This window comes from Proteus sp. TJ1640, from assembly GCF_003144445.1.
GTDB lineage: Bacteria > Pseudomonadota > Gammaproteobacteria > Enterobacterales > Enterobacteriaceae > Proteus > Proteus penneri.
This window is the reverse complement of sequence record NZ_PENY01000041.1, coordinates 50,933-71,544: the sequence shown is the minus strand read 5'-3', so window position 1 is coordinate 71,544 and position 20,612 is coordinate 50,933. Positions and strand designations below refer to the sequence as shown.

General features: G+C 39.4%; 16 protein-coding genes. 8 read left to right on the top strand and 8 right to left on the bottom strand.

The window, feature by feature from the left end:
* Window positions 1-211 precede the first annotated feature (211 nt).
* Window positions 212-1,099 carry a BPSS1780 family membrane protein gene (locus DK861_RS16790; protein WP_109400826.1) on the top strand — a complete coding sequence of 296 codons (888 nt, stop codon included), beginning with the start codon at window positions 212-214 and terminating at the stop codon, window positions 1,097-1,099.
* An 83-nt stretch (window positions 1,100-1,182) separates the two neighbouring features.
* Here the strand turns inward: DK861_RS16790 and allD are convergent, their stop codons facing one another.
* On the bottom strand, window positions 1,183-2,232 hold the full coding sequence (gene allD / locus DK861_RS16785) for an ureidoglycolate dehydrogenase (RefSeq protein ID WP_109400825.1): 1,050 nt from the start codon (window positions 2,230-2,232) through the stop codon (window positions 1,183-1,185).
* Window positions 2,233-2,617: 385 nt separating this feature from the next.
* On the opposite strand from allD, the gene DK861_RS16780 reads away from it, so the two are divergent.
* Window positions 2,618-2,950 carry a hypothetical protein gene (locus DK861_RS16780; RefSeq protein ID WP_082147306.1) on the top strand — a complete coding sequence of 111 codons (333 nt, stop codon included), beginning with the start codon at window positions 2,618-2,620 and terminating at the stop codon, window positions 2,948-2,950.
* Between the two features lie 103 nt (window positions 2,951-3,053).
* Here the strand turns inward: DK861_RS16780 and serS are convergent, their stop codons facing one another.
* The 5 genes from serS to lrp form a co-directional block, all read right to left on the bottom strand.
* Window positions 3,054-4,343 carry a serine--tRNA ligase gene (serS, locus tag DK861_RS16775; protein WP_072062811.1) on the bottom strand — a complete coding sequence of 430 codons (1,290 nt, stop codon included), beginning with the start codon at window positions 4,341-4,343 and terminating at the stop codon, window positions 3,054-3,056.
* 118 nt (window positions 4,344-4,461) lie between these two features.
* A complete protein-coding gene (locus DK861_RS16770; RefSeq protein WP_109400881.1) occupies window positions 4,462-5,811 on the bottom strand; it encodes a replication-associated recombination protein A in 1,350 nt (449 codons plus the stop codon).
* Between the two features lie 7 nt (window positions 5,812-5,818).
* Window positions 5,819-6,427: an outer membrane lipoprotein chaperone LolA gene (gene lolA / locus DK861_RS16765; RefSeq protein WP_072062812.1), complete on the bottom strand. Its 609-nt coding sequence runs from the start codon at window positions 6,425-6,427 to the stop codon at window positions 5,819-5,821.
* A 112-nt stretch (window positions 6,428-6,539) separates the two neighbouring features.
* A complete protein-coding gene (locus DK861_RS16760; RefSeq protein ID WP_109400824.1) occupies window positions 6,540-10,247 on the bottom strand; it encodes a DNA translocase FtsK 4TM domain-containing protein in 3,708 nt (1,235 codons plus the stop codon).
* A 132-nt stretch (window positions 10,248-10,379) separates the two neighbouring features.
* A complete protein-coding gene (gene lrp / locus DK861_RS16755; RefSeq protein WP_004244566.1) occupies window positions 10,380-10,874 on the bottom strand; it encodes a leucine-responsive transcriptional regulator Lrp in 495 nt (164 codons plus the stop codon).
* Window positions 10,875-11,419: 545 nt separating this feature from the next.
* On the opposite strand from lrp, the gene trxB reads away from it, so the two are divergent.
* From trxB to infA, 5 genes are all read left to right on the top strand, one after another.
* On the top strand, window positions 11,420-12,379 hold the full coding sequence (gene trxB, locus DK861_RS16750) for a thioredoxin-disulfide reductase (protein ID WP_072062814.1): 960 nt from the start codon (window positions 11,420-11,422) through the stop codon (window positions 12,377-12,379).
* Between the two features lie 140 nt (window positions 12,380-12,519).
* On the top strand, window positions 12,520-14,289 hold the full coding sequence (gene cydD / locus DK861_RS16745; protein ID WP_109400823.1) for a cysteine/glutathione ABC transporter permease/ATP-binding protein CydD: 1,770 nt from the start codon (window positions 12,520-12,522) through the stop codon (window positions 14,287-14,289).
* A gap of 3 nt (window positions 14,290-14,292) precedes the next feature.
* Window positions 14,293-16,044 carry a cysteine/glutathione ABC transporter ATP-binding protein/permease CydC gene (gene cydC, locus DK861_RS16740; protein WP_109400822.1) on the top strand — a complete coding sequence of 584 codons (1,752 nt, stop codon included), beginning with the start codon at window positions 14,293-14,295 and terminating at the stop codon, window positions 16,042-16,044.
* A gap of 1 nt (window position 16,045) precedes the next feature.
* Window positions 16,046-16,738 carry a leucyl/phenylalanyl-tRNA--protein transferase gene (gene aat / locus DK861_RS16735; RefSeq protein ID WP_072062817.1) on the top strand — a complete coding sequence of 231 codons (693 nt, stop codon included), beginning with the start codon at window positions 16,046-16,048 and terminating at the stop codon, window positions 16,736-16,738.
* A 340-nt stretch (window positions 16,739-17,078) separates the two neighbouring features.
* Window positions 17,079-17,297: a translation initiation factor IF-1 gene (gene infA / locus DK861_RS16730; protein ID WP_004244560.1), complete on the top strand. Its 219-nt coding sequence runs from the start codon at window positions 17,079-17,081 to the stop codon at window positions 17,295-17,297.
* A gap of 122 nt (window positions 17,298-17,419) precedes the next feature.
* Here the strand turns inward: infA and clpA are convergent, their stop codons facing one another.
* Window positions 17,420-19,711 carry an ATP-dependent Clp protease ATP-binding subunit ClpA gene (gene clpA / locus DK861_RS16725; protein ID WP_109400821.1) on the bottom strand — a complete coding sequence of 764 codons (2,292 nt, stop codon included), beginning with the start codon at window positions 19,709-19,711 and terminating at the stop codon, window positions 17,420-17,422.
* A gap of 30 nt (window positions 19,712-19,741) precedes the next feature.
* Window positions 19,742-20,056, bottom strand: a complete 315-nt coding sequence (gene clpS, locus DK861_RS16720; RefSeq protein WP_109400820.1) for an ATP-dependent Clp protease adapter ClpS — start codon at window positions 20,054-20,056, stop codon at window positions 19,742-19,744.
* 288 nt (window positions 20,057-20,344) lie between these two features.
* On the opposite strand from clpS, the gene cspD reads away from it, so the two are divergent.
* A complete protein-coding gene (gene cspD, locus DK861_RS16715; protein ID WP_006537462.1) occupies window positions 20,345-20,554 on the top strand; it encodes a cold shock domain-containing protein CspD in 210 nt (69 codons plus the stop codon).
* Window positions 20,555-20,612: the final 58 nt, after the last annotated feature.

Here is a 20,612-nt window from a genome sequence, read left to right as displayed (position 1 = left end):
AAATAATTTATTTTTCATGAGATTAATAATTTTAATGTTATTTTATAGCATTTATTATTATGAAATACACTTGCCAACATATTTAAATTTATCTTTATAAGATTATCCTTAACCTATATTAGCTTTAATACAGTTGATTAATAACAAAACAAAAAGATATTATAGAAGGCTTATATTTATAAACAAAGACATTGGGATTAAGGTACAGGAAATGGAACAAGACAACAATTCATCGCAAACAGAGCCACAAGAGGTATTTACGCCTATTCCTCAAGCACGAGGTGCCTCAGGCGGAGTGCGTTGGTTAGGACTTGGATGGGATTTAATAAAAGAACGTTTTTGGATGTGGATAGGCGTTATTATAATCTACTTTATTGTTAGTCTTATTATATCAACCATTCTTGGATTTATTCCGCTAATTGGTCCAATCATCTCGCCTTTTGTTACTACTGTATTAGCCGCAGGTGTCGTGGCAATTGCTCATCAACAATATGAGACTCAACGTATTGATGTTGATACTTTATTTTTTGGTTTTTATAACAAGCGTTACCTTAGCTTGATGGGTGCATATGGTATTAGTTTCCTAATTTTACTTGTGGGCTTTATTCTTGCATTTATCGTTAGCAGTGCCGCAATGATGGATATTTTATATGCTATCAATAGCGATTATCCTGAAGAAATCATTGCTGAAATGATGGTGGATAACTCATCTGGATTTATATTGTTTTTTGTTATTATCGCTATTTTTGGCGCGTTAAGTACTGCAGCCTATTGGTTTGTTCCTGCGCTTGTATTAGTCAATGGATATAAAGCATTCCCTGCGGTTAAAGCGAGCCTTGCAGCAGTAAAAACAAACTTATCTGGTGGTTTCTTCTTCTTTATTTTACTGTTCTTTATTATTGCTATTAGTGTTATTCCATTTGGTTTAGGATTATTAATTACCATTCCCCTTTCTTACACTGCAATGTATGGCTCCTATCGTGATATTTTTTATCACCATAATATAGGAAATCAAGGAAATAACGGTGGTATCAATGGAAATGGTACAATTTCTCTAAATAAAACCGCTGAATCCAATATTGGAAAATTAGTGAGCTAATCTTAGCGTTAACAGCCTAAATAAAACAGCAGTAGACTGAAGCAATCTCATCTACTGCTTTTTATTATCTAAAATAAATCTTATTATCCTGCAAATGGATCTTTATTGTTATACGATTTGTTATAAAGTACATCAGATATTAAATAGTCATAAATCTCATCGACAATTTCAATACCTTCATTTTTACTTCTCTGTTCTTCTATTTGACTATTTTCACCAGGATAAAGGACTTTATCTACATTCGGTGCGGGCTTAATAGCATTTAACTCCCCCATAACCTGTGAAATATGTTCTCTAAATAATGTGATATCAGTGAAGAAAGCAGGATTAATAACAATATGTAATTGCCCTAATTCTCGCCCTTGTGTTAAATCGTGATACATCGAACTGACATGTTTACCAAAAGGAAGCCCAAGCAAGATACCAGACAACACGTCTACCATCATCATTAAGCCATAGCCTTTAGGCCCCGCAATAGGCAATAACCCTTTTACAGCAAAAGGATCAGTCGTAGGTTTACCATTTTCATCGACAGCCCAAGTATCAGGGATCTCGGCATGACGAGAACGTGCATCAAGCACTTTTCCCCACGCCTGTACGGTTGTTGCCATATCAAATGTAATATGTTTATCGCCTACTCCGGGAGCTGAAAAAGCGATAGGGTTAGTGCCGTAATACACTTCAGCACCACCAAAAGGAACAACCATTGGGTCTGATTGACATAGCGAAATACCAATCAGACCTGCTTGTGATGCTTGTTCAACAAAGTAAGACAGCGCTCCACTATGACCAATTCGTCTTACACCAACAACAGCAACCCCCTTCTCCTGTGCCATTTTAATTGCGCGTTCCATGGCTTCTTTCGCTGCAACATGCCCAGCACCATTATCACCATCAAATATAGCGCTACATGGCCCTGTCTCGGTATAAGTAAAATCTGGGGCTGTATTTGTGCCGCCTTTACTGATCCGCTCTGCATAATACTCTACACGTACAGCACCATGAGAATGAATACCTTTGGCATCAGCATGGACTAAAACATCAGCCACTGTATTAGCATGAGGCTCGCTCAATCCTGCTTGGTGTAATTTATTTTTTATTAGTTGATGTAACTGCTGTTTAGAAACTATCATAGAATATACTCTTTTGTAGGGTTCTAATTAAATAGGAATATCATAAAATAACAGAGGTAAATTCAAACGATAGGTCTAATTTAACAGCATAAATAGGATCTGCCGTGATCGGTTTAACCAATAGCTGATTGTATTATATTTTTATTTAATCTCATTTTATTTAGTAAAATTATTTTTATAATCATCTATTAATTCTATGCTCTATAACTATATTTAAATAATCTTAAGTTTTTTTAATAGTAATTTATGAGTAATAATCTTTTTTATTTTTGCAAAATATTATGCTTCATTTTTATATTAAAGCCTTTAGGCTTTATACATTTATTTTGAACATTTATATTTCTTTCTGTAATCTATGGCAATAATTATAAATTTTGGAGTAAACATGTTAAATAAAGAAATATTAAAAAATTTAAAATATTTTGAGAAAACACCATTAATTCATCATATTAGTTATTCTCTTACTGAAGATGCGGAAAGAAACATATTAAACGGTTGGCAACCTACCTGTATGGAAGATAAATGGCTTTCTTATAGTATAGGAAACTGTATCTACGTTCACCGCAGTTGGAGTGGACATTTAATGTATAAATTTACTATTCACAATAAAACTATTGATTATATAGAAATAGCAATGGATGACTTTGTAAATATGACAAATGAAAGAAAAATAGAAATATTTTTTGACCTATTACCGTTTTTATCTAAATCTCATTAATAATTAAACAATTTTATCTCTATCACCTTTAAGTTATTTAGACAAAAAACCCCCTGCCGAAACAGAGGGTTAAATTATTACTACTTGATTAATTAGATAATAATTAACCGATATACTCTAAACCGTTCATGTATGGGCGCAACACTTCTGGAATTTCAATACGACCATCAGCCATTTGATAATTTTCCATAATTGCCACTAAAGTACGACCGACTGCTAAGCCAGAGCCATTTAAGGTATGAACAAGTTGTGTTTTCTTATCACCTTTAGAGCGGAAACGAGCTTGCATACGACGTGCTTGGAAATCCCACATATTTGAGCATGAAGAGATTTCACGGTATGTATTTTGAGCAGGAACCCAAACTTCTAAGTCGTAAGTTTTACGTGAACCAAAACCGATATCGCCAGTGCAAAGCACAACTTTACGATATGGTAGATTCAGTAATTGCAACACTTTTTCAGCATGGCCTGTTAGCTCTTCTAATGCTTCCATTGATTTTTCAGGATGAGCAATTTGAACCAGCTCAACTTTATCAAATTGGTGCATACGAATAAGACCACGAGTATCACGACCATAAGAGCCTGCTTCTGAACGGAAGCATGGTGTATGAGCCGTCATTTTCAATGGCAAATCGTCTTCTTCGAGAATAACATCTCTTACCATGTTGGTAACAGGTACTTCTGCTGTTGGAATAAGCGCATATTGGCTTTCTGCTTCTTCTTCTAACGGTTTAGTGTGGAATAAGTCTTCACTAAATTTAGGTAACTGACCTGTACCGTACAGAGTTGCGTGGTTAACCAAGTAAGGAACATACATTTCTTGGTAGCCGTGCTCTTCGGTATGCAGATTCAGCATAAATTGTGTGATAGCACGATGTAAACGTGCAATTTGACCTTTCATCACAACAAAACGTGAACCCGTAATTTTCACCGCAGACGCGAAATCTAAACCATCAGTCAACTCACCTAAAGTCACATGATCTTTTAATTCAAAATCATAAGTCTTTGGTGTGCCCCAACGAGAAACTTCTACGTTTTCGCTGTCATCTTTACCATTTGGCACAGAGTCATCAGGCATATTCGGGATAGTTAAAGCATAATCACGAATTTCAGCTTGCAGCACTTCAAGTTCGGCTTTTGCAACTTCAAGTTTTTCACCTAACAGGTTAACTTCCTGACGAAGTGGCTCAATATCTTCACCACGCGCTTTTGCCGCACCAATGGACTTCGATCGAGAATTACGTTCTGCTTGCAGGGATTCAGTTTCAACCTGTAACACCTTACGGCGTTCTTCTTGTTGACGAATTTTTTCCACATCGAGGGTGAACCCCCTGCGAGCCAGTTTTTCGGCGACCGCGTCTAGCTCATTACGCAGTAGATTTGGATCGAGCATGCTTATCCTGTGCTTATTGATAGATTAATAAAAACCTTCTCTCCTATCTTATAAAAAAGATATCTGAGGCAAGGCATAGTTAAGAAATTAATGACAATTTAATAACCTTACCGCATCTTTACATTTTGCGATAGCGTTTTGTAACACTATTTTGATCTTGCTGAGAAAGCCAGTCTAATTTCTCTGCAACCTTGATCTCTAACCCTCTTTTTACGGGGTAATAGTATTGTGTATTTGCCATTTCTTTAGGGAAATAAACCTCTCCGGCTGCATAAGCATTAGGCTCATCATGCGCATAACGATATTCAGCACCAAGCCCCATTTCTTTCATTAATTTTGTTGGTGCATTACGCAAATGCTCAGGCACATCATAATCAGGTTTACTTTTGGCATCGGCAATAGCGGCTTTAAATGCGGTATAAACCGCATTACTTTTTGGTGCACAAGCCAGATATACAATTGCTTGAGCAATAGCACGCTCACCTTCTGCAGGACCAACACGAGTAAAACAATCCCATGCAGCAATTGCCACTTGCATAGCACGAGGATCGGCGTTTCCTACATCTTCTGATGCAATCGCCAATAAGCGACGAGCAACATAAAGCGGATCGCCACCTGCTGTTATGATCCTTGCATACCAGTAAAGAGCCGCATCAGGTGCGGACCCCCTGACTGATTTATGTAATGCCGAAATAAGATCGTAAAAACGATCACCTTTATTATCAAAACGAGCACTTCGTTCACCACTGATTTCTGTCAGTAATGCGGGTGTTAATACTCGTTTTCCTTGATTATCAACTTCAGCAATATCCGCCATCATTTCAAGCAAATTTAATGAACGACGTGCATCACCATTAACCAATTGTGCAATCATTTTATGAGTGTCATTAGGTAAGATGATATTGCGCCCACCTAAACCACGTTCAGTATCATCTAATGCTTGTTGAAGTACTAACTCAATATCAGCTTCAGTCAATGAGCGTAATAGATAAACTCTCGCCCTAGAGAGCAAGGCTGAGTTGAGTTCAAAAGAGGGATTTTCTGTTGTTGCGCCAATAAAAGTGATTGTGCCATCTTCAATATGAGGTAAAAAAGCATCTTGTTGACTCTTATTAAAACGATGGACTTCATCAACAAACAGGATCGTTCTACGCCCTGCATTGCGGTTTTGGCGCGCAATTTCAATAGACTCTCTAATTTCTTTAATACCCGATGTTACCGCAGATAATCGTTCTATATCAGCTTGCGCATAGCGGCCAATGATTTCAGCAAGTGTGGTTTTACCCGTACCAGGAGGCCCCCATAAGATCATGGAATGCAATTGACCCGCTTTAATCGCTCGAGGTAATGGTTTACCTTCAGCAAGTAAATGAGTTTGTCCGATATATTGCTCCAGCGTTTCAGGTCGCATTCTTGCGGCTAAAGGTTGGAACTCATTGCGTGAAAAATCGAGTGATAAATTACTCAAAATGTCCTCACTGACGTTGGTCATCCACAGTCACACCAGCAGGAGGTGTAAAGCGAAATGCTGATGCATCGATTGGCGCAGCCGTTTGAGCTGTTAATTGATAATTACTCACCTGACCATCTTGTTCTGTGGCAGCAAATTGCTGGATTTGCCCATTCGGTAACACGGTGATTGTAAAATGTTTTAAGTTATTTTCTACTTTTGGCGTTAGCTCAAAACGGTCACCCGTTTGTTTAACTTCATAATTTTGCCATTCTTTACTGTCGTTACGCGCGATCAACATAAACGGAGTATTGGTTGTGGCACTTTCAAGCCAAGTTGCAGTAACTTGCTCTACAAAGGGATTATAAAACCATAATGTTTTGCCATCAGAAATCAGTGTGCTTTCATCTGGCGCAGTCATTTGCCAATTAAACAAATCAGGGCGTTGTACTTTTAAATTTCCTTCCCCTTTTTGAATAAGAGCACCTTCATTGCTAGTGACAGTTTGGCTAAAGTTAGCTTGAAAACTATTTACTTTATTTAATCGTTGTTGCAGGTCTTGACGCGCATCAGCCCAAGCGGCTTGACTACTGATTAATGTTATCGCACACACTGCAAATAATACTTTTTTCATTTTACAAGCCTCGGCATGAGATTACGCCGACATAATGTCGGCGTATAAATTTTAATGATATTGTGCAGATTATCATGCTATCTCATTAGCTGATAACTGAGTTTTCAAGATATTACATATCAGAAGGCGGTGGTGAAAGTACATCACGTGTATTATTGTGATTTGGCGTACTGACAATACCTTGCATCTCCATTTGCTCCACAATTCTTGCTGCACGGTTGTAGCCAATTCTAAATTGACGTTGTACACCAGAAATAGAAACCCGTTGTTTTTCAACAACAAATTCTACCGCTTGGTCAAATAACGGATCAAGCTCTTCACCATCATCATATCCACCGCCACTATTACCTTCACCATCTTCACTACATTTGGTGATGGCTTCAATATATTGAGGTCGACCCCGTGCTTTCCAGTCAGTTGCCACAGCATGTACTTCATCATCACTAACAAAAGCACCGTGAACACGTTCAGGAACAAAACCATTTGGTGCGTAAAGCATATCACCCATTCCTAGTAATGATTCTGCGCCACCTTGGTCTAAGATAGTTCGAGAGTCGATTTTACTCGATACAGTAAAGGCGATACGGCTCGGAATATTGGCTTTAATTAAACCTGTAATAATATCAACAGAAGGCCTTTGTGTAGCAAGTACAAGGTGAATACCCGCAGCACGCGCTTTCTGTGCTAAGCGAGCAATCAGCTCTTCCACTTTCTTACCCGCAGTCATCATTAAATCAGCGAATTCATCGACCACAACCACGATATAAGGTTCTTTTTCCAACGTTGGCATTTCTGTTGCCATACTGTCTGTTGGTTTCCAGAATGGATCAGGAATAGGACGCGCCATTGCTTCGGCTTCTTTAATTTTTTCGTTATAACCTGCGAGATTACGCACACCTAATGCTGACATGAGTTTATAACGACGTTCCATTTCAGCCACACTCCAACGCAGAGCGCTTGCGGCATCTTTCATATCGGTAACGACTTCTGTCAGAAGATGCGGGATCCCTTCATAAACCGAAAGCTCAAGCATTTTAGGGTCAATCATAATAAAGCGAACATCTTCTGGTTTCGCTTTATAGAGAATGCTGATGATCATCGCATTCACACCGACAGATTTACCTGAACCTGTTGTACCAGCAACAAGTAAGTGAGGCATTTTAGCCAGATTGGCAACAACTGGTTGACCGCCAATATCTTTACCTAAAACAACAGTCAATGGAGAACGGCTATCACGGAATGCATTACTATCTAATAATTCACGCATATATACGGTTTGACGTTTTTTGTTAGGTAATTCCAATCCTACATACGGTTTTCCTGGAATAACTTCAACAATACGTACCGCAATGGCGGACAATGAACGTGCTAAGTCACGTGATAAATTTGATATACGCGCAGCTTTTACACCCGGTGCCAGTTCAAGTTCAAATCGCGTGATAACAGGCCCAGGTGAAATACCAACCACTTTGGCTTTAACACGATAATCATTAAGTCGCGCTTCAATAAGTTTACCAATACGCTCAAGCTCAAACATATCAACAGGTTCTTCTTCTACCGGCGGTGTTGTTAACAGATCCAAAGAAGGCATTGGCGTGGTTGGTTTTTGTAACGGTATGTCATTACGCATCAAGAATGGATGAATTAATGATTCTTGTTGCTGTTGCTGTTGCTGTTGCTGTTGCTGTTGCTGTTGCTGTTGCTGTGCAAAATGCTGAGCCATATTAGACTGTGCCTCAATACGTGATTGCGATGCAGTTTGAGGTGCAGCTTGTGGCGTAACCGGTTCTGAAACAATCGGTGTAAATACTGGCTCTATCGGCTCTTCATCCAATAAGTCATCAATTGGCGAGAATGCCTCTAATGCTGTGAGCTCTTTTTCTAGCTCAATTTTAGGACTGTACTCTTCCTCTTCTTCATCACGAGGCGAAATTTGTAGAAATGCATTGCTGGTTGGGTATTCAACTTTTTTCTCAATAGTTTGCGTCGGTTGCGCTGATTGTGAAGCAAATGAATGTTGAATATGAGGTTGATAACCCGTTGTTGCTTGCAATGAAGGTGCTGGTGTTGATATTTGAGGTAAACCATCATCTTCATCATCATCTAACGAAACATCATCACCATAACGATCCTGCAATTGTTGCTTAAATTGTGCTGCTAGTTGTTGCTGTTCATAAAGCTCATTCTCGTCGAGATCATTGCTATTATCTTCTGCTGAAGAGAATGTATTTGCAGTAACAGTAGGTTCGTCTCGATTATTATCTTGTTGATGATTAAAGGAAGAAAGCGGCGTCTCAATATTCGGCTCATAATGAGAGGCAGATTGCTCAATAACCTCATCAGCTTCGTCACCATAGCGTTCACGTTGCTGTTGAAGAAATTGTTGGCGTAATTGCTGTTCAAAATTCGCTTGCTCTTGAATATCAGCTAATTCATCTTCAGGCTCTGATTGAACAGCTTCTTCACGGCGGCGTAGCTCAGCTTCACGTTGCGAAGGAATATGAATACCATAAAGCTCTCGACGTGTTGGTAATCGTACTGGGTTTGGGCGTGGTAATTCAGGACCTAATCCTTGTTTAACTTGAGAACCATGACTCACAAAAGCACCTGTCGCTACGCTTGACGCCACCGTAGCAGCTTGCGTTAAAGCGTCTGTATCAGGTGCTAGCGAAAATGTTGGTTCAACGCTGCCCGCCGGCATAAAATTCTCTGTTGATGCAGACGATGGCTGTGCCATAGATTCATTTTCAAACGGCTCCACAGAAGATGTGTTTTCTTCGGGGATTGGCTCAGCAGCATGTTGAGGAGCATTGACTTTTGATTGAGCTTCTTTTTTCAAGAAGGCTTCTGGAATATCAAAACGGTAATGTTCTGGTTCTTCCTCTGTATAAGTGGGTTGTGAAACCGTTGCAGACACAACCGGATCAGTTTGCGTCAATGTTTGCGCATGTTCATCTGTGTCGTTTGTTGCAGAGAAAGATGGCAAATCATCGTCTTGTTTTGTTGCTTCAGATTGTAATGGGCCTATCTCTTGCTGACGAGCTAGTTCAAGTGCTGAAGGTGCAGAAAATAAAATATCATCACTCTCTTCTGTTGCTAATTCAGATTGCTGATTTTCTTTTTGATTTGAATTTTCAGTTAGTTCTGTAACAACATCCTGAGTATCATTTTCCTCTTCTTCATCCTCGTAATCAGCTTCATTTTGGCCTCTATTGGTAATAAAACCAATACATCCCAAAATAACAGCACCTATTTTTTCTGTGATTGTTAGCCAAGACCAGCCAGTAAATAGTGTGAAACCAATAGCCCAAACTGATAACAGTGCAAGAGTCGCACCTAAAACATTAAACCATGGTAATAGGGCTTTGCTAAACAAACTTCCAATAACACCACCAGAGCTGAAATTATAGATATCATCAAAATTAAGATCAGCCAATGCACAAGAGGTAGAGATCAGAGCCAAAGCACCAATCGTGCGAAGTGCAAGAGAAAAGAAGTCGGTGTATTCACGGTTTTTTTGGTAGCGCAGAGAATTCCAGCACCCAAAAACCACAACAACAGGAATTGCATAGGCCAGTAAACCAAATGCGGAAAACAGAATATCAGCTAACCATGCTCCAATACTACCGCCTAAATTTTGAATAGGCTCATTCCAAGTGGTTTGTGACCAACTAGGATCAGAGGGATGGAAGCTAAGTAATGAAACCATTAAAAAGACAGCGCCAATGCCGATAAGAATGAGAATTGCCTCCCAAATACGGCGACGGTTGCTTATCTTTGTTAAACGAATATTTTTATCTTCTGTATATTCCTGGCTCAAAGAGGACTCTCCAGGTTTAACTTAGGGTGAATTAAAACGGAACAACGCTGAGATACCCCAGCGTTGAAACTGTATGCATAAACAGGAGTGTACCTAACTTTTTCCTGCTTTGCACCAACCTATTAAGTTGGCTTAACGAGTTTTAATTACAAGGCGGTTACTTTGTTTCACTTCTTCCATAACCACGTATGTACGTGTGTCATTAACACCAGGAAGACGTAACAGAGTTTCACCGAGTAATTTACGATAAGCGGACATATCAGGTACACGAGTTTTCAACAGATAGTCAAAATCACCAGAAACTAAATGGCATTCTTGGATTTCTTCAAGTTTTTGAACGGCCATATTGAATTGTTCGAAAACATCTGGTGCACCACGGTTTAATGTGATTTCCACGAATACCAGTAATGATGCATCTAAGTAATGTGGGTTTAACAGTGCTGTATAACCAGAAATAAATCCTTGGCGCTCTAAACGGCGTACACGCTCTAAACAAGGTGTTGGTGATAAACCTACACGTTTAGATAACTCAACGTTTGAAATACGTCCATCTTTTTGAAGCTCATTTAGAATATTCCGGTCTATTCTATCAAGATCTTTACCCGGACGTTTTTTATTATCAATCATCTCTATACTCTCTTTCTCTTTTTCTCTTACTTTATTTTCCTATACCCATACCTGTACACCTTCAGCATCAATGTCGAAACCTCGGTATCAAACGGTCAGAGCAAACTACCAATCTATTTTCTTTTAATGCCAGATAAAAATTCTATTTTATCCAAATACTCATTAGCAAATATCACAAAGTAACTATCCCATACCCTGTCTGTCTAAAAAATAATACGTATAACATCCGAGGATAATTGTCTTTAACAATCATGTTTTCGCAAATGTACAGCGGATTGTCAAAGTAAATGAGTAAAAATCAGAACAAGGCGCTATGTTTATTCTCTATATACGCAAGATAAACATCAATTGTAAAGCAAAATGTTTCATGTTAATTCGATGATGTTAGCGTAATATAACTCTATAATTATTAAACTATATTAGTATTAACTATTGCTAAAATAGCTAAAATATTATGTCTATTTCTCGTCATTAGCTTTTTTTAACGTCTTATTTCTCCTACAATCCCTCAATTCGCATCACGCCTAATCAGAGATGAGGTATACATGAGCACCATCAAACATAGCAAACTTATTATTTTAGGTTCTGGTCCTGCGGGTTATACCGCCGCCGTTTATGCTGCAAGAGCAAACTTAGAACCAGTACTGATTACGGGTGTTGAAAAAGGTGGCCAACTGACAACGACAACAGAAGTCGAAAACTGGCCCGGTGACCCAGAAGGGCTAACAGGTCCCGGATTAATGGACCGCATGTTTCAGCACGCCGAAAAATTTAATACAGAGATTATCTCTGACCATATTAATAAAGTCGATCTGAAAAACCGTCCATTTCGCCTATTTGGTGATGAACAAGAATACACTTGTGATGCATTAATTATCGCAACAGGTGCTTCTGCACGTTATATCGGTTTACCTTCAGAAGAATCTTTTAAAGGCCGAGGCGTTTCTGCTTGTGCAACCTGTGACGGATTTTTCTATCGTAACCAGAAAGTCGCTGTCGTTGGTGGCGGTAACACCGCAGTAGAAGAAGCTCTGTATTTAGCTAATATTGCATCCGAAGTTCATCTGATCCACCGCCGTGATTCTTTCCGTTCTGAAAAAATCTTAATTAACCGTCTAATGGATAAAGTAAACAATGGCAATATTATTTTGCATACTGATCGTACCTTAGACGAAGTTCTTGGCGATGAAATGGGTGTAACGAAAGTTCGCTTAAAAGATACTAAGAGCGATAAAACCGAAGAATTAGATGTTATGGGTGTCTTTATCGCTATTGGACATAGCCCTAATACTGCTATTTTTGATGGTCAATTAGAATTAGACAATGGTTACATCAAAGTACAATCAGGTACTCAAGGTAATGCAACACAAACTTCTATTGAAGGGGTGTTCGCAGCAGGTGACGTAATGGATCACATTTATCGTCAAGCAATTACCTCTGCAGGCACAGGCTGTATGGCTGCTTTAGATGCAGAACGTTACTTAGACGCACAAAAATCCAACTAAAATCATCACTTCCTTTCAAGGCGCTATTTCAGTAGCGCCTTTTACCATGTAACATACTAGCCTGGTTGCCAAAGCGTATAACTACTTACTTTGGCCTTTCTGATACTTTGTATCTCACCTGCAGATTTGAATCTTTTCTTATGGATAAAACTAAACAAAATGAATTGGTTCGATGGCTGAAACAGCAAAGTGCTCCAGCCCGTCGATGGCTACGGCTATCAATGATCCTAGGTGTTGTAAGCGGTTTATTAATTATTGCCCAAGCATGGTTATTAGCTGTTTTACTTCAAGCGTTTATCATGGACAGTCTGAGCCGTGATACGCATATACCTACCTTTCTCACTCTTATTGGCATTTTTATCTTACGTGCCATCATTATGGCGATACGAGAGCGTGTAGGTTATCGCTGTGGTATGGCGGTCAGGCAACAAATTCGTAAAATCGTTCTTGATCGACTTGAAGAACTTGGCCCCGTTTGGGTTAAAGGTAAACCAGCGGGGAGCTGGGCTACAATTATTCTAGAGCAAATAGAAGATATGCAAGATTACTATGCTCGTTATCTTCCACAGATGTATCTCGCAACTATTGTACCTATTCTTATCCTTATCACCCTCTTCCCAGTTAACTGGGTTGCTGGATTAATTCTCTTTTTTACTGCACCACTGATCCCGTTATTTATGGCATTAGTTGGATTAGGCGCGGCAGATGCTAACCGTAGAAACTTTCTCGCATTAGGCCGCTTAAGTGGTAACTTCCTCGATAGATTAAGAGGGTTAGATACCTTGCGGTTATTTAACCGTGGTAATGCCGAAGTAAAACAAATTACAGAAGCAACAGAAGACTTCCGTAAACGCACGATGGAAGTGCTAAGAATGGCGTTCCTTTCTTCTGGCGTATTGGAATTTTTTACTGCTGTTTCTATTGCTGTGGTGGCTGTTTATTTCGGGTTTTCTTACTTGGGTGAACTTAATTTTGGTAGTTATGGTTTGGGTGTTACCCTCTTTTCAGGTTTCTTAGCGCTGATCCTTGCTCCTGAATTTTTTCAACCTTTACGAGATTTAGGCACTTATTATCATGCAAAAGCACAAGCAGTAGGTGCAGCAGAGTCTCTGGTTGAGTTTTTAGAGACCGACGGTGAAAAACCACAATTCACAGGCAATGAGCGAATCAATACAACAGAAAGTATTGAGATAATAGCTCATGATCTAGAAATTCTATCTCATCAAGGAGTCAAACTTGCGGGACCATTAAACTTTACCATTAACCCTAATCAACGAATTGCGATTGTGGGTCTAAGTGGTGCGGGCAAAAGTTCGTTATTAAATGCGCTACTCGGTTTTTTACCTTATCGTGGCTCATTAAAAGTAAATGGTGTTGAATTGACGCAACTCTCGCCTGAAGCATGGCGTCAATGTTTAAGTTGGGTGGGACAAAATCCAAATTTACCAGAACAAACCTTGCTAGATAATATTCGCTTAAGCAATCCTAATGCCAGCGATGAACAAATCAATATTGCTATTGAAAAAGCGTATGTCAGCGATTTTATTGATGAGTTACCCGACGGCTTAAATACGATTATTGGTGATAGTGCTGCTCGCCTTTCCGTTGGCCAAGCTCAGCGTATTGCTGTTGCTCGTGCTTTGTTGTCACCTTGTCAATTTTTGTTATTAGATGAACCAGCAGCAAGCCTTGATTCTCATAGTGAACAACGCGTGATGTATGCGCTTAATAACGCCTCATTAAATCAAACAACTTTGCTTATTACTCATCTACTCGAAGAGACTTTGGATTACGACCAAATTTGGGTGATGGAAAAAGGTCAAATTATTGAAACGGGCACTTATGCATCATTAAGCCAACAGAATGGCACTTTTGCTCGTCTTCTTGCTCATCGTAAAGAGGAACTTTAATTTATGAAAGTATTGCTTCCTTTTCTCGCACTCTATCGTCGCCACTGGTTTATGTTATTGCTTGGTATTGTTCTTGCTATCTTAACTTTACTGGCGAGCATTGGTCTCTTAACACTGTCAGGTTGGTTTTTAGCAGGAACATCTCTTGCAGGCTTTGCAGGGATTTATAGTTTTAACTATATGCTACCCGCCGCAGGTGTGCGAGGTGCTGCAATTTTTCGTACTGCGGGCCGTTATTTTGAAAGACTTGTTAGCCATGATGCAACGTTTCGCGTATTGTCACACCTGCGTGTATTCACCTTTAAAAAGATCCTCCCTCTTTCACCAGGTGGAATTGCACGTTTTCGTCAAGGTGAGTTACTGAACCGCTTAGTTGCTGATGTTGAAACGCTAGATCACCTTTATATTCGCGTTATTTCCCCTATTATTGCCGCTTTTGTCGTCATTATGACAATTATGTTTGGCCTTGGGTTAATCGATGCACGCCTAGCCAATACGCTAGGTGGTATTATGCTTACCTTGCTGATTGTTTTGCCTTTCATATTCTATTATGCAGGTAAACCAATTGGACGTGATCTCACCGATTTACGGGGCCAATATCGCGCAGTATTAACCAGCATGTTGCAAGGACAAGCTGAATTAACTGTTTTTGGTGCATTACCTCGTTTTAGACAAAATTTGGCACAACTTGAATCTAAATGGCTACGTAGACAAGCACAACAGGCAAACTTAACTGGCTTATCACAAGCACTAATGATCCTTGCATCAGGCCTAACAGCAACATTAATTCTATGGTTGGCGGCAGGGGGTATCGACAATAATTTTATGCCAGAAGCGTTAATTGCCTTATTTACATTCTGTGCATTAGCAGCATTTGAATCTTTAGCCCCTGTTACTGTCGCTTTCCAGCATTTAGGACAAGTAATGACGTCAGCAACACGTATTTCTCATTTAATTGAGCAAAAACCTGATGTCACTTTTCCTGAAAAAGGAGGAGAAACAGACGATCGCGCTACACTGAAAATGCGCAATATTTGCTTTACTTATCCCACCCAACCAATGCAAGTTATCAATCACGTTGATTTAACGATTGAAGCAGGACAACACATTGCATTGTTAGGAAAAACAGGTTGTGGTAAATCAACACTATTGCAATTAATCAACCGCGCTTTTGATCCGACTCACGGTACTATCAGCTTAAATAACTTACCTATTGCTGAGTATGACGAAGCGACATTACGTTCAATGATGTCAGTTGTCCCTCAACGCGTTCATGTCTTTAGTCACACATTAAGAGAAAATCTATTGATGGCAAAAGAACAGGCAACAGATGAAGAGCTTAAAGATGTTCTTCAGCAAGTTGGTCTTGGGCAACTACTTGAAAATGATGAAGGCTTAAACGCATGGATGGGTGATGGCGGTAGACAGCTCTCTGGCGGCGAACAGCGGCGTTTAGGACTTGCAAGAGCGCTACTCCACAATGCACCTCTTGTATTGCTTGATGAGCCAACAGAAGGCCTTGATGCCGATACAGAACAGCAGATCCTCACACTCTTGCATCAGCATTGCCAAGGTAAAGCCGTATTAATGATCACTCACAGACTTCACGGTTTAGATAAAATGGATAAAATCTGCGTTATGGATGGCGGAAAAATCGTTGAAACAGGCACCCATGCTTCGTTGTTACAGCAACAGGGGCATTATGCTAAATTTCATCAAAGACAAGCACTATTAACTCCGACTCACGAGGCATAATATGCCGTTGTTTCAATTAGATGATAGTGATTTGGATTTTCCAGAGCCTCATTTAGCATTAAAAGAGCCTAATGGATTATTAGCGATAGGGGGAGAAATCTCCCCTTCTCGATTACGTGTTGCATATCAATCAGGGATCTTCCCTTGGTATTTTCCCTACGAAGAGCCATTATGGTGGTCACCTGATCCCAGGGCTGTTTTACCAGCAGGTGATTTGCATATTGGGCGCAGTTTACGTAAATTTATTCGTCATCATCCGTATAGAATAACGCTAAATCATGCCTTTGCTTCAGTGATAGAGGCCTGTTCTATTCGTGATGAAGGTACATGGATAGGCCCTGATATTAAAGAAGGTTATGAAGCGTTGTATCATCAAGGTGAAGCACATTCTGTTGAAGTATGGGAAGGTGATAAACTCGTAGGTGGATTATACGGCGTCAATATCGGTGCGGTTTTTTGTGGTGAATCGATGTTTAGTCGCAGAGATAATGCTTCTAAATGTGCCTTTATTGCTTTTTATAACCATTTTCTTCGTTATGGGGGTCAACTATTTGATTGTCAGGTGCTAAACTCTCATACTGCCTCGTTAGGCGCCAGTGAGATCTCGCGTGACCATTATTTAGATGCATTATCGCGCTGGAAAAAAGTGATTATTGATAAAAAGTGTTGGTATCAGCAATCGTTGGAATTATAATCACTGCTTGTTTTTGTAAAGCCCTTCTTAATTTAAGACAGAATCGAGAAGATCATTCTGTTATTTATGCAAAAAGGTTTATACAAAAATTTTATCTTGCACACCCATTATGTGGTTAGGGTGTTGCTATTTTATTGCTACAAATACCACAAAACAAAGAATTACGACTTCTGTTATTACTTTTTATTTCACAAAGTAAAACGCAAGTTGCGGTAAGGATGTTAAGTGCAATAGCAAGGTGAACACCATTGCTATCCAATAACATTCCTTTACATAGGACAATATTTTCGGCATTATCTTGCCGTTTAAAAAATATGGTTATTAAAACTTAGAGGATTAGATGGCCAAAGAAGACAACATTGAAATGCAAGGCACTGTACTGGATACTCTGCCAAACACGATGTTCCGCGTAGAATTAGAAAACGGACACGTCGTTACCGCTCATATCTCAGGAAAAATGCGTAAAAACTATATTCGTATCCTGACAGGCGACAAGGTTACCGTTGAGCTGACCCCATATGACCTGAGCAAAGGCCGTATCATCTTCCGTAGCCGTTGATCCCAATCTGTTCTCTCCCGCTATTGTCATATAACGGGTGAAAAAAACACCACAGGCAAGGCATTTATTGATGCTCACCTGTGGTGTATGTTTTTATAGCTTAGTAAGATTAACCGCTATCGTTAGATAACGGTGTCTTCATTCTTGGCCAGTTTCTCTTGGCTAACAAACTCATAATTCAATTTGCCTGCCAACTTATCTAATGTCACAGAAACTGAACCACCATTGACAAGAGAGCCAAATAAAATCTCATTAGCTAATGGTTTTTTCAAGTTGTCTTGAATAACACGCGCCATTGGCCTTGCGCCCATCGCTTTATCATAGCCTTTATCGCACAACCATTGACGTGCTTCTTGACTAACTTCTAGCGATACCCCCTTATCATCTAGCTGCACTTGTAGCTCGACAATAAATTTATCCACTACCATAGAGATAATTTCTGGTGATAATGCATTAAACCAAATAATACTATCTAAACGGTTACGAAACTCTGGTGAGAACGCTTTTTTGATTTCGACCATCGCATCAGTGCTGTTATCTTGCTCTGTAAACCCAATCGATTTACGTTGCGTTTCACGCACACCAGCATTGGTTGTCATCACTAAAATGACATTACGAAAATCGGCTTTACGACCATTGTTATCCGTTAATGTACCGTTATCCATGACTTGTAACAGGATATTGAATACATCAGGATGTGCTTTTTCAATTTCATCAAGTAACACAACGGAATATGGATTTTTAATAACGGCGTCCGTTAATAATCCACCTTGATCAAAACCAACATAACCAGGAGGCGCACCAATTAAACGACTTACCGTATGTCTTTCCATATATTCTGACATATCAAAGCGTAGTAGTTTAACATTCAACGCTTTCGCTAATTGTACAGTAACTTCTGTTTTACCTACCCCAGTTGGGCCAGCAAATAAGAATGAACCTACTGGTTTGTTATCTTGACCTAAGCCCGCTCGACTCATTTTAATGGCTTCAGATAATGCATGAATTGCAGGATCTTGACCGAATACCAACATTTTTAATTGGTTATCAAGATTTTTCAGTATTGATTTATCACTACTAGAAACTGTTTTTTCAGGAATACGTGCAATTTTAGCAACGACTGATTCAATATCAGAAACATTGATCGTTTTTTTGCGTTTACTTGGTGCAATTAAACGTGTTTTTGCACCCGCTTCATCAATAACATCAATGGCTTTATCTGGTAGATGCCTATCAGTGATATATTTAACCGATAAGTCCACTGCGGCCTGAATCGCTTTATTAGTATAACGGACTTCATGGTGCGCTTCGTATTTCTGGCGCAATCCTTTGATGATCAAAACCGTCTCATCTGGAGATGGCTCAGTGACATCAATTTTTTGGAAACGACGCGCAAGCGCTCTGTCTTTTTCAAAAATATTACTAAATTCTTGATAAGTCGTAGAACCTATAACGCGAATCCGACCACCAGATAACAATGGCTTAATTAAGTTTGCCGCATCAACTTGTCCCCCCGATGCTGCTCCTGCACCAATAATAGTGTGGATCTCATCAATAAATAAGATGCTTTTTTCATCTTTTTCGAGGGTTTTCAGTAACGCTTTAAAGCGTTTTTCGAAATCACCACGATATTTGGTTCCCGCTAATAGCGAACCAATATCTAGTGAGTAAATAGTGTAGCCCTTCATAACGTCAGGAACATCATCTTGCTCAATACGCCATGCAAGCCCTTCTGCAATTGCCGTTTTACCGACGCCTGATTCGCCCACTAATAGCGGGTTATTTTTTCGACGACGACATAATACTTGAATAGTTCGTTCTAATTCAGCTTGACGCCCAATCAGAGGATCTATTTTACCTTGGCGCGCTAACTGATTAAGGTTAGTGGTAAAATTATCCATATGATCGTCACCTTGAGGCATCTCTTGCTGAGATTGTGCGTTCATATCATTCATGTCAGAAAGATCTTCGTTTTGTTGATCTTCTTTTGAAATACCATGAGAAATAAAATTCACGACATCAAGGCGACTAACGTCATGTTTACGTAATAAGTAAGCTGCGTGAGATTCTTGTTCACTAAAAATAGCCACCAGCACATTAGCGCCAGAAACTTCATTTTTACCTGATGATTGAACATGAAAAACAGCACGCTGTAATACACGCTGAAAACTCAGCGTTGGCTGTGTTTCTCTGTCTACATTTTCAGGCAAAATAGGGGTTGTTTTACGAATAAAGACTTCAAGTTCTTCGCGTAAGACTGCTAGATCGACTTTACAAGCTTCCAATGCTTCGCGTGCCGATTTATTACTTAATAGCGCCAACAACAGGTGCTCTACAGTCATAAATTCGTGTCTGTTATCACGGGCTTTCGCGAATGCAACATTAAGACTCAGCTCTAATTCGTGATTAAGCATAAGCACCTCCTCCTTAAAAAACTAACCGGATCATGCCTGTTCAAGAGTGCACAAAAGTGGGTATTCGTTTTCTCTCGCATACAGATTAACTTGAGCCACTTTTGTTTCGGCAATATCCGCACTATAAACCCCACAAACTCCTTTCCCTTTATGATGAACGTCCAACATAATTTGCGTTGCTTTTTCCTCGCTAAGGAAAAAATACATCGTAAGCACTTCTACAACAAAATCCATGGGGGTGTAATCATCATTATTCAAGATCACCTTATACATGGCTGGTGGCTCATTTTTCTGATGAACATCTTCCCCTAACGTGGTTTCTGTTAAAAAATCAAACTGACCCATTGTTTTGCATTACTCATAGTTTTGTTAAACGTCATTTTCAATTATGACATTTAGTTTACCATCTCACAGGAAAGTCTGCCTATCAACGCTTTTTTATTCCTTCTTTTTGCATTCAAAAAATTACAAAGCGTTAGCTACATCAAAATTTCGCCTTATCGAAACACTTTCTATCCCCTTCACCTCTTGACGACTGAAACAATAAAATAGAGTATGTTTTATGAACAGCTCAGTAAATATACTGAAAGTGATGTTAAACAAATAAATACAAGTATATGAGAGAAGCTAAGTATGGAGACAGGTACAGTAAAGTGGTTCAATAACGCTAAGGGCTTTGGTTTCATTACCCCTGAAAAAGGTGGCGAGGATATTTTTGCCCACTATTCAACAATTAGAATGGAAGGCTACCGCACACTTAAAGCGGGGCAGAAAGTTAATTATAGCACGATAAAAGGGCCTAAAGGTGACCATGCTGACCTTATCATTCCTATTGTCGAATAGAAGATAATTTACAGTATAGATAAACCCAATAAAAAATACCTTTTACTCATAATAGTTG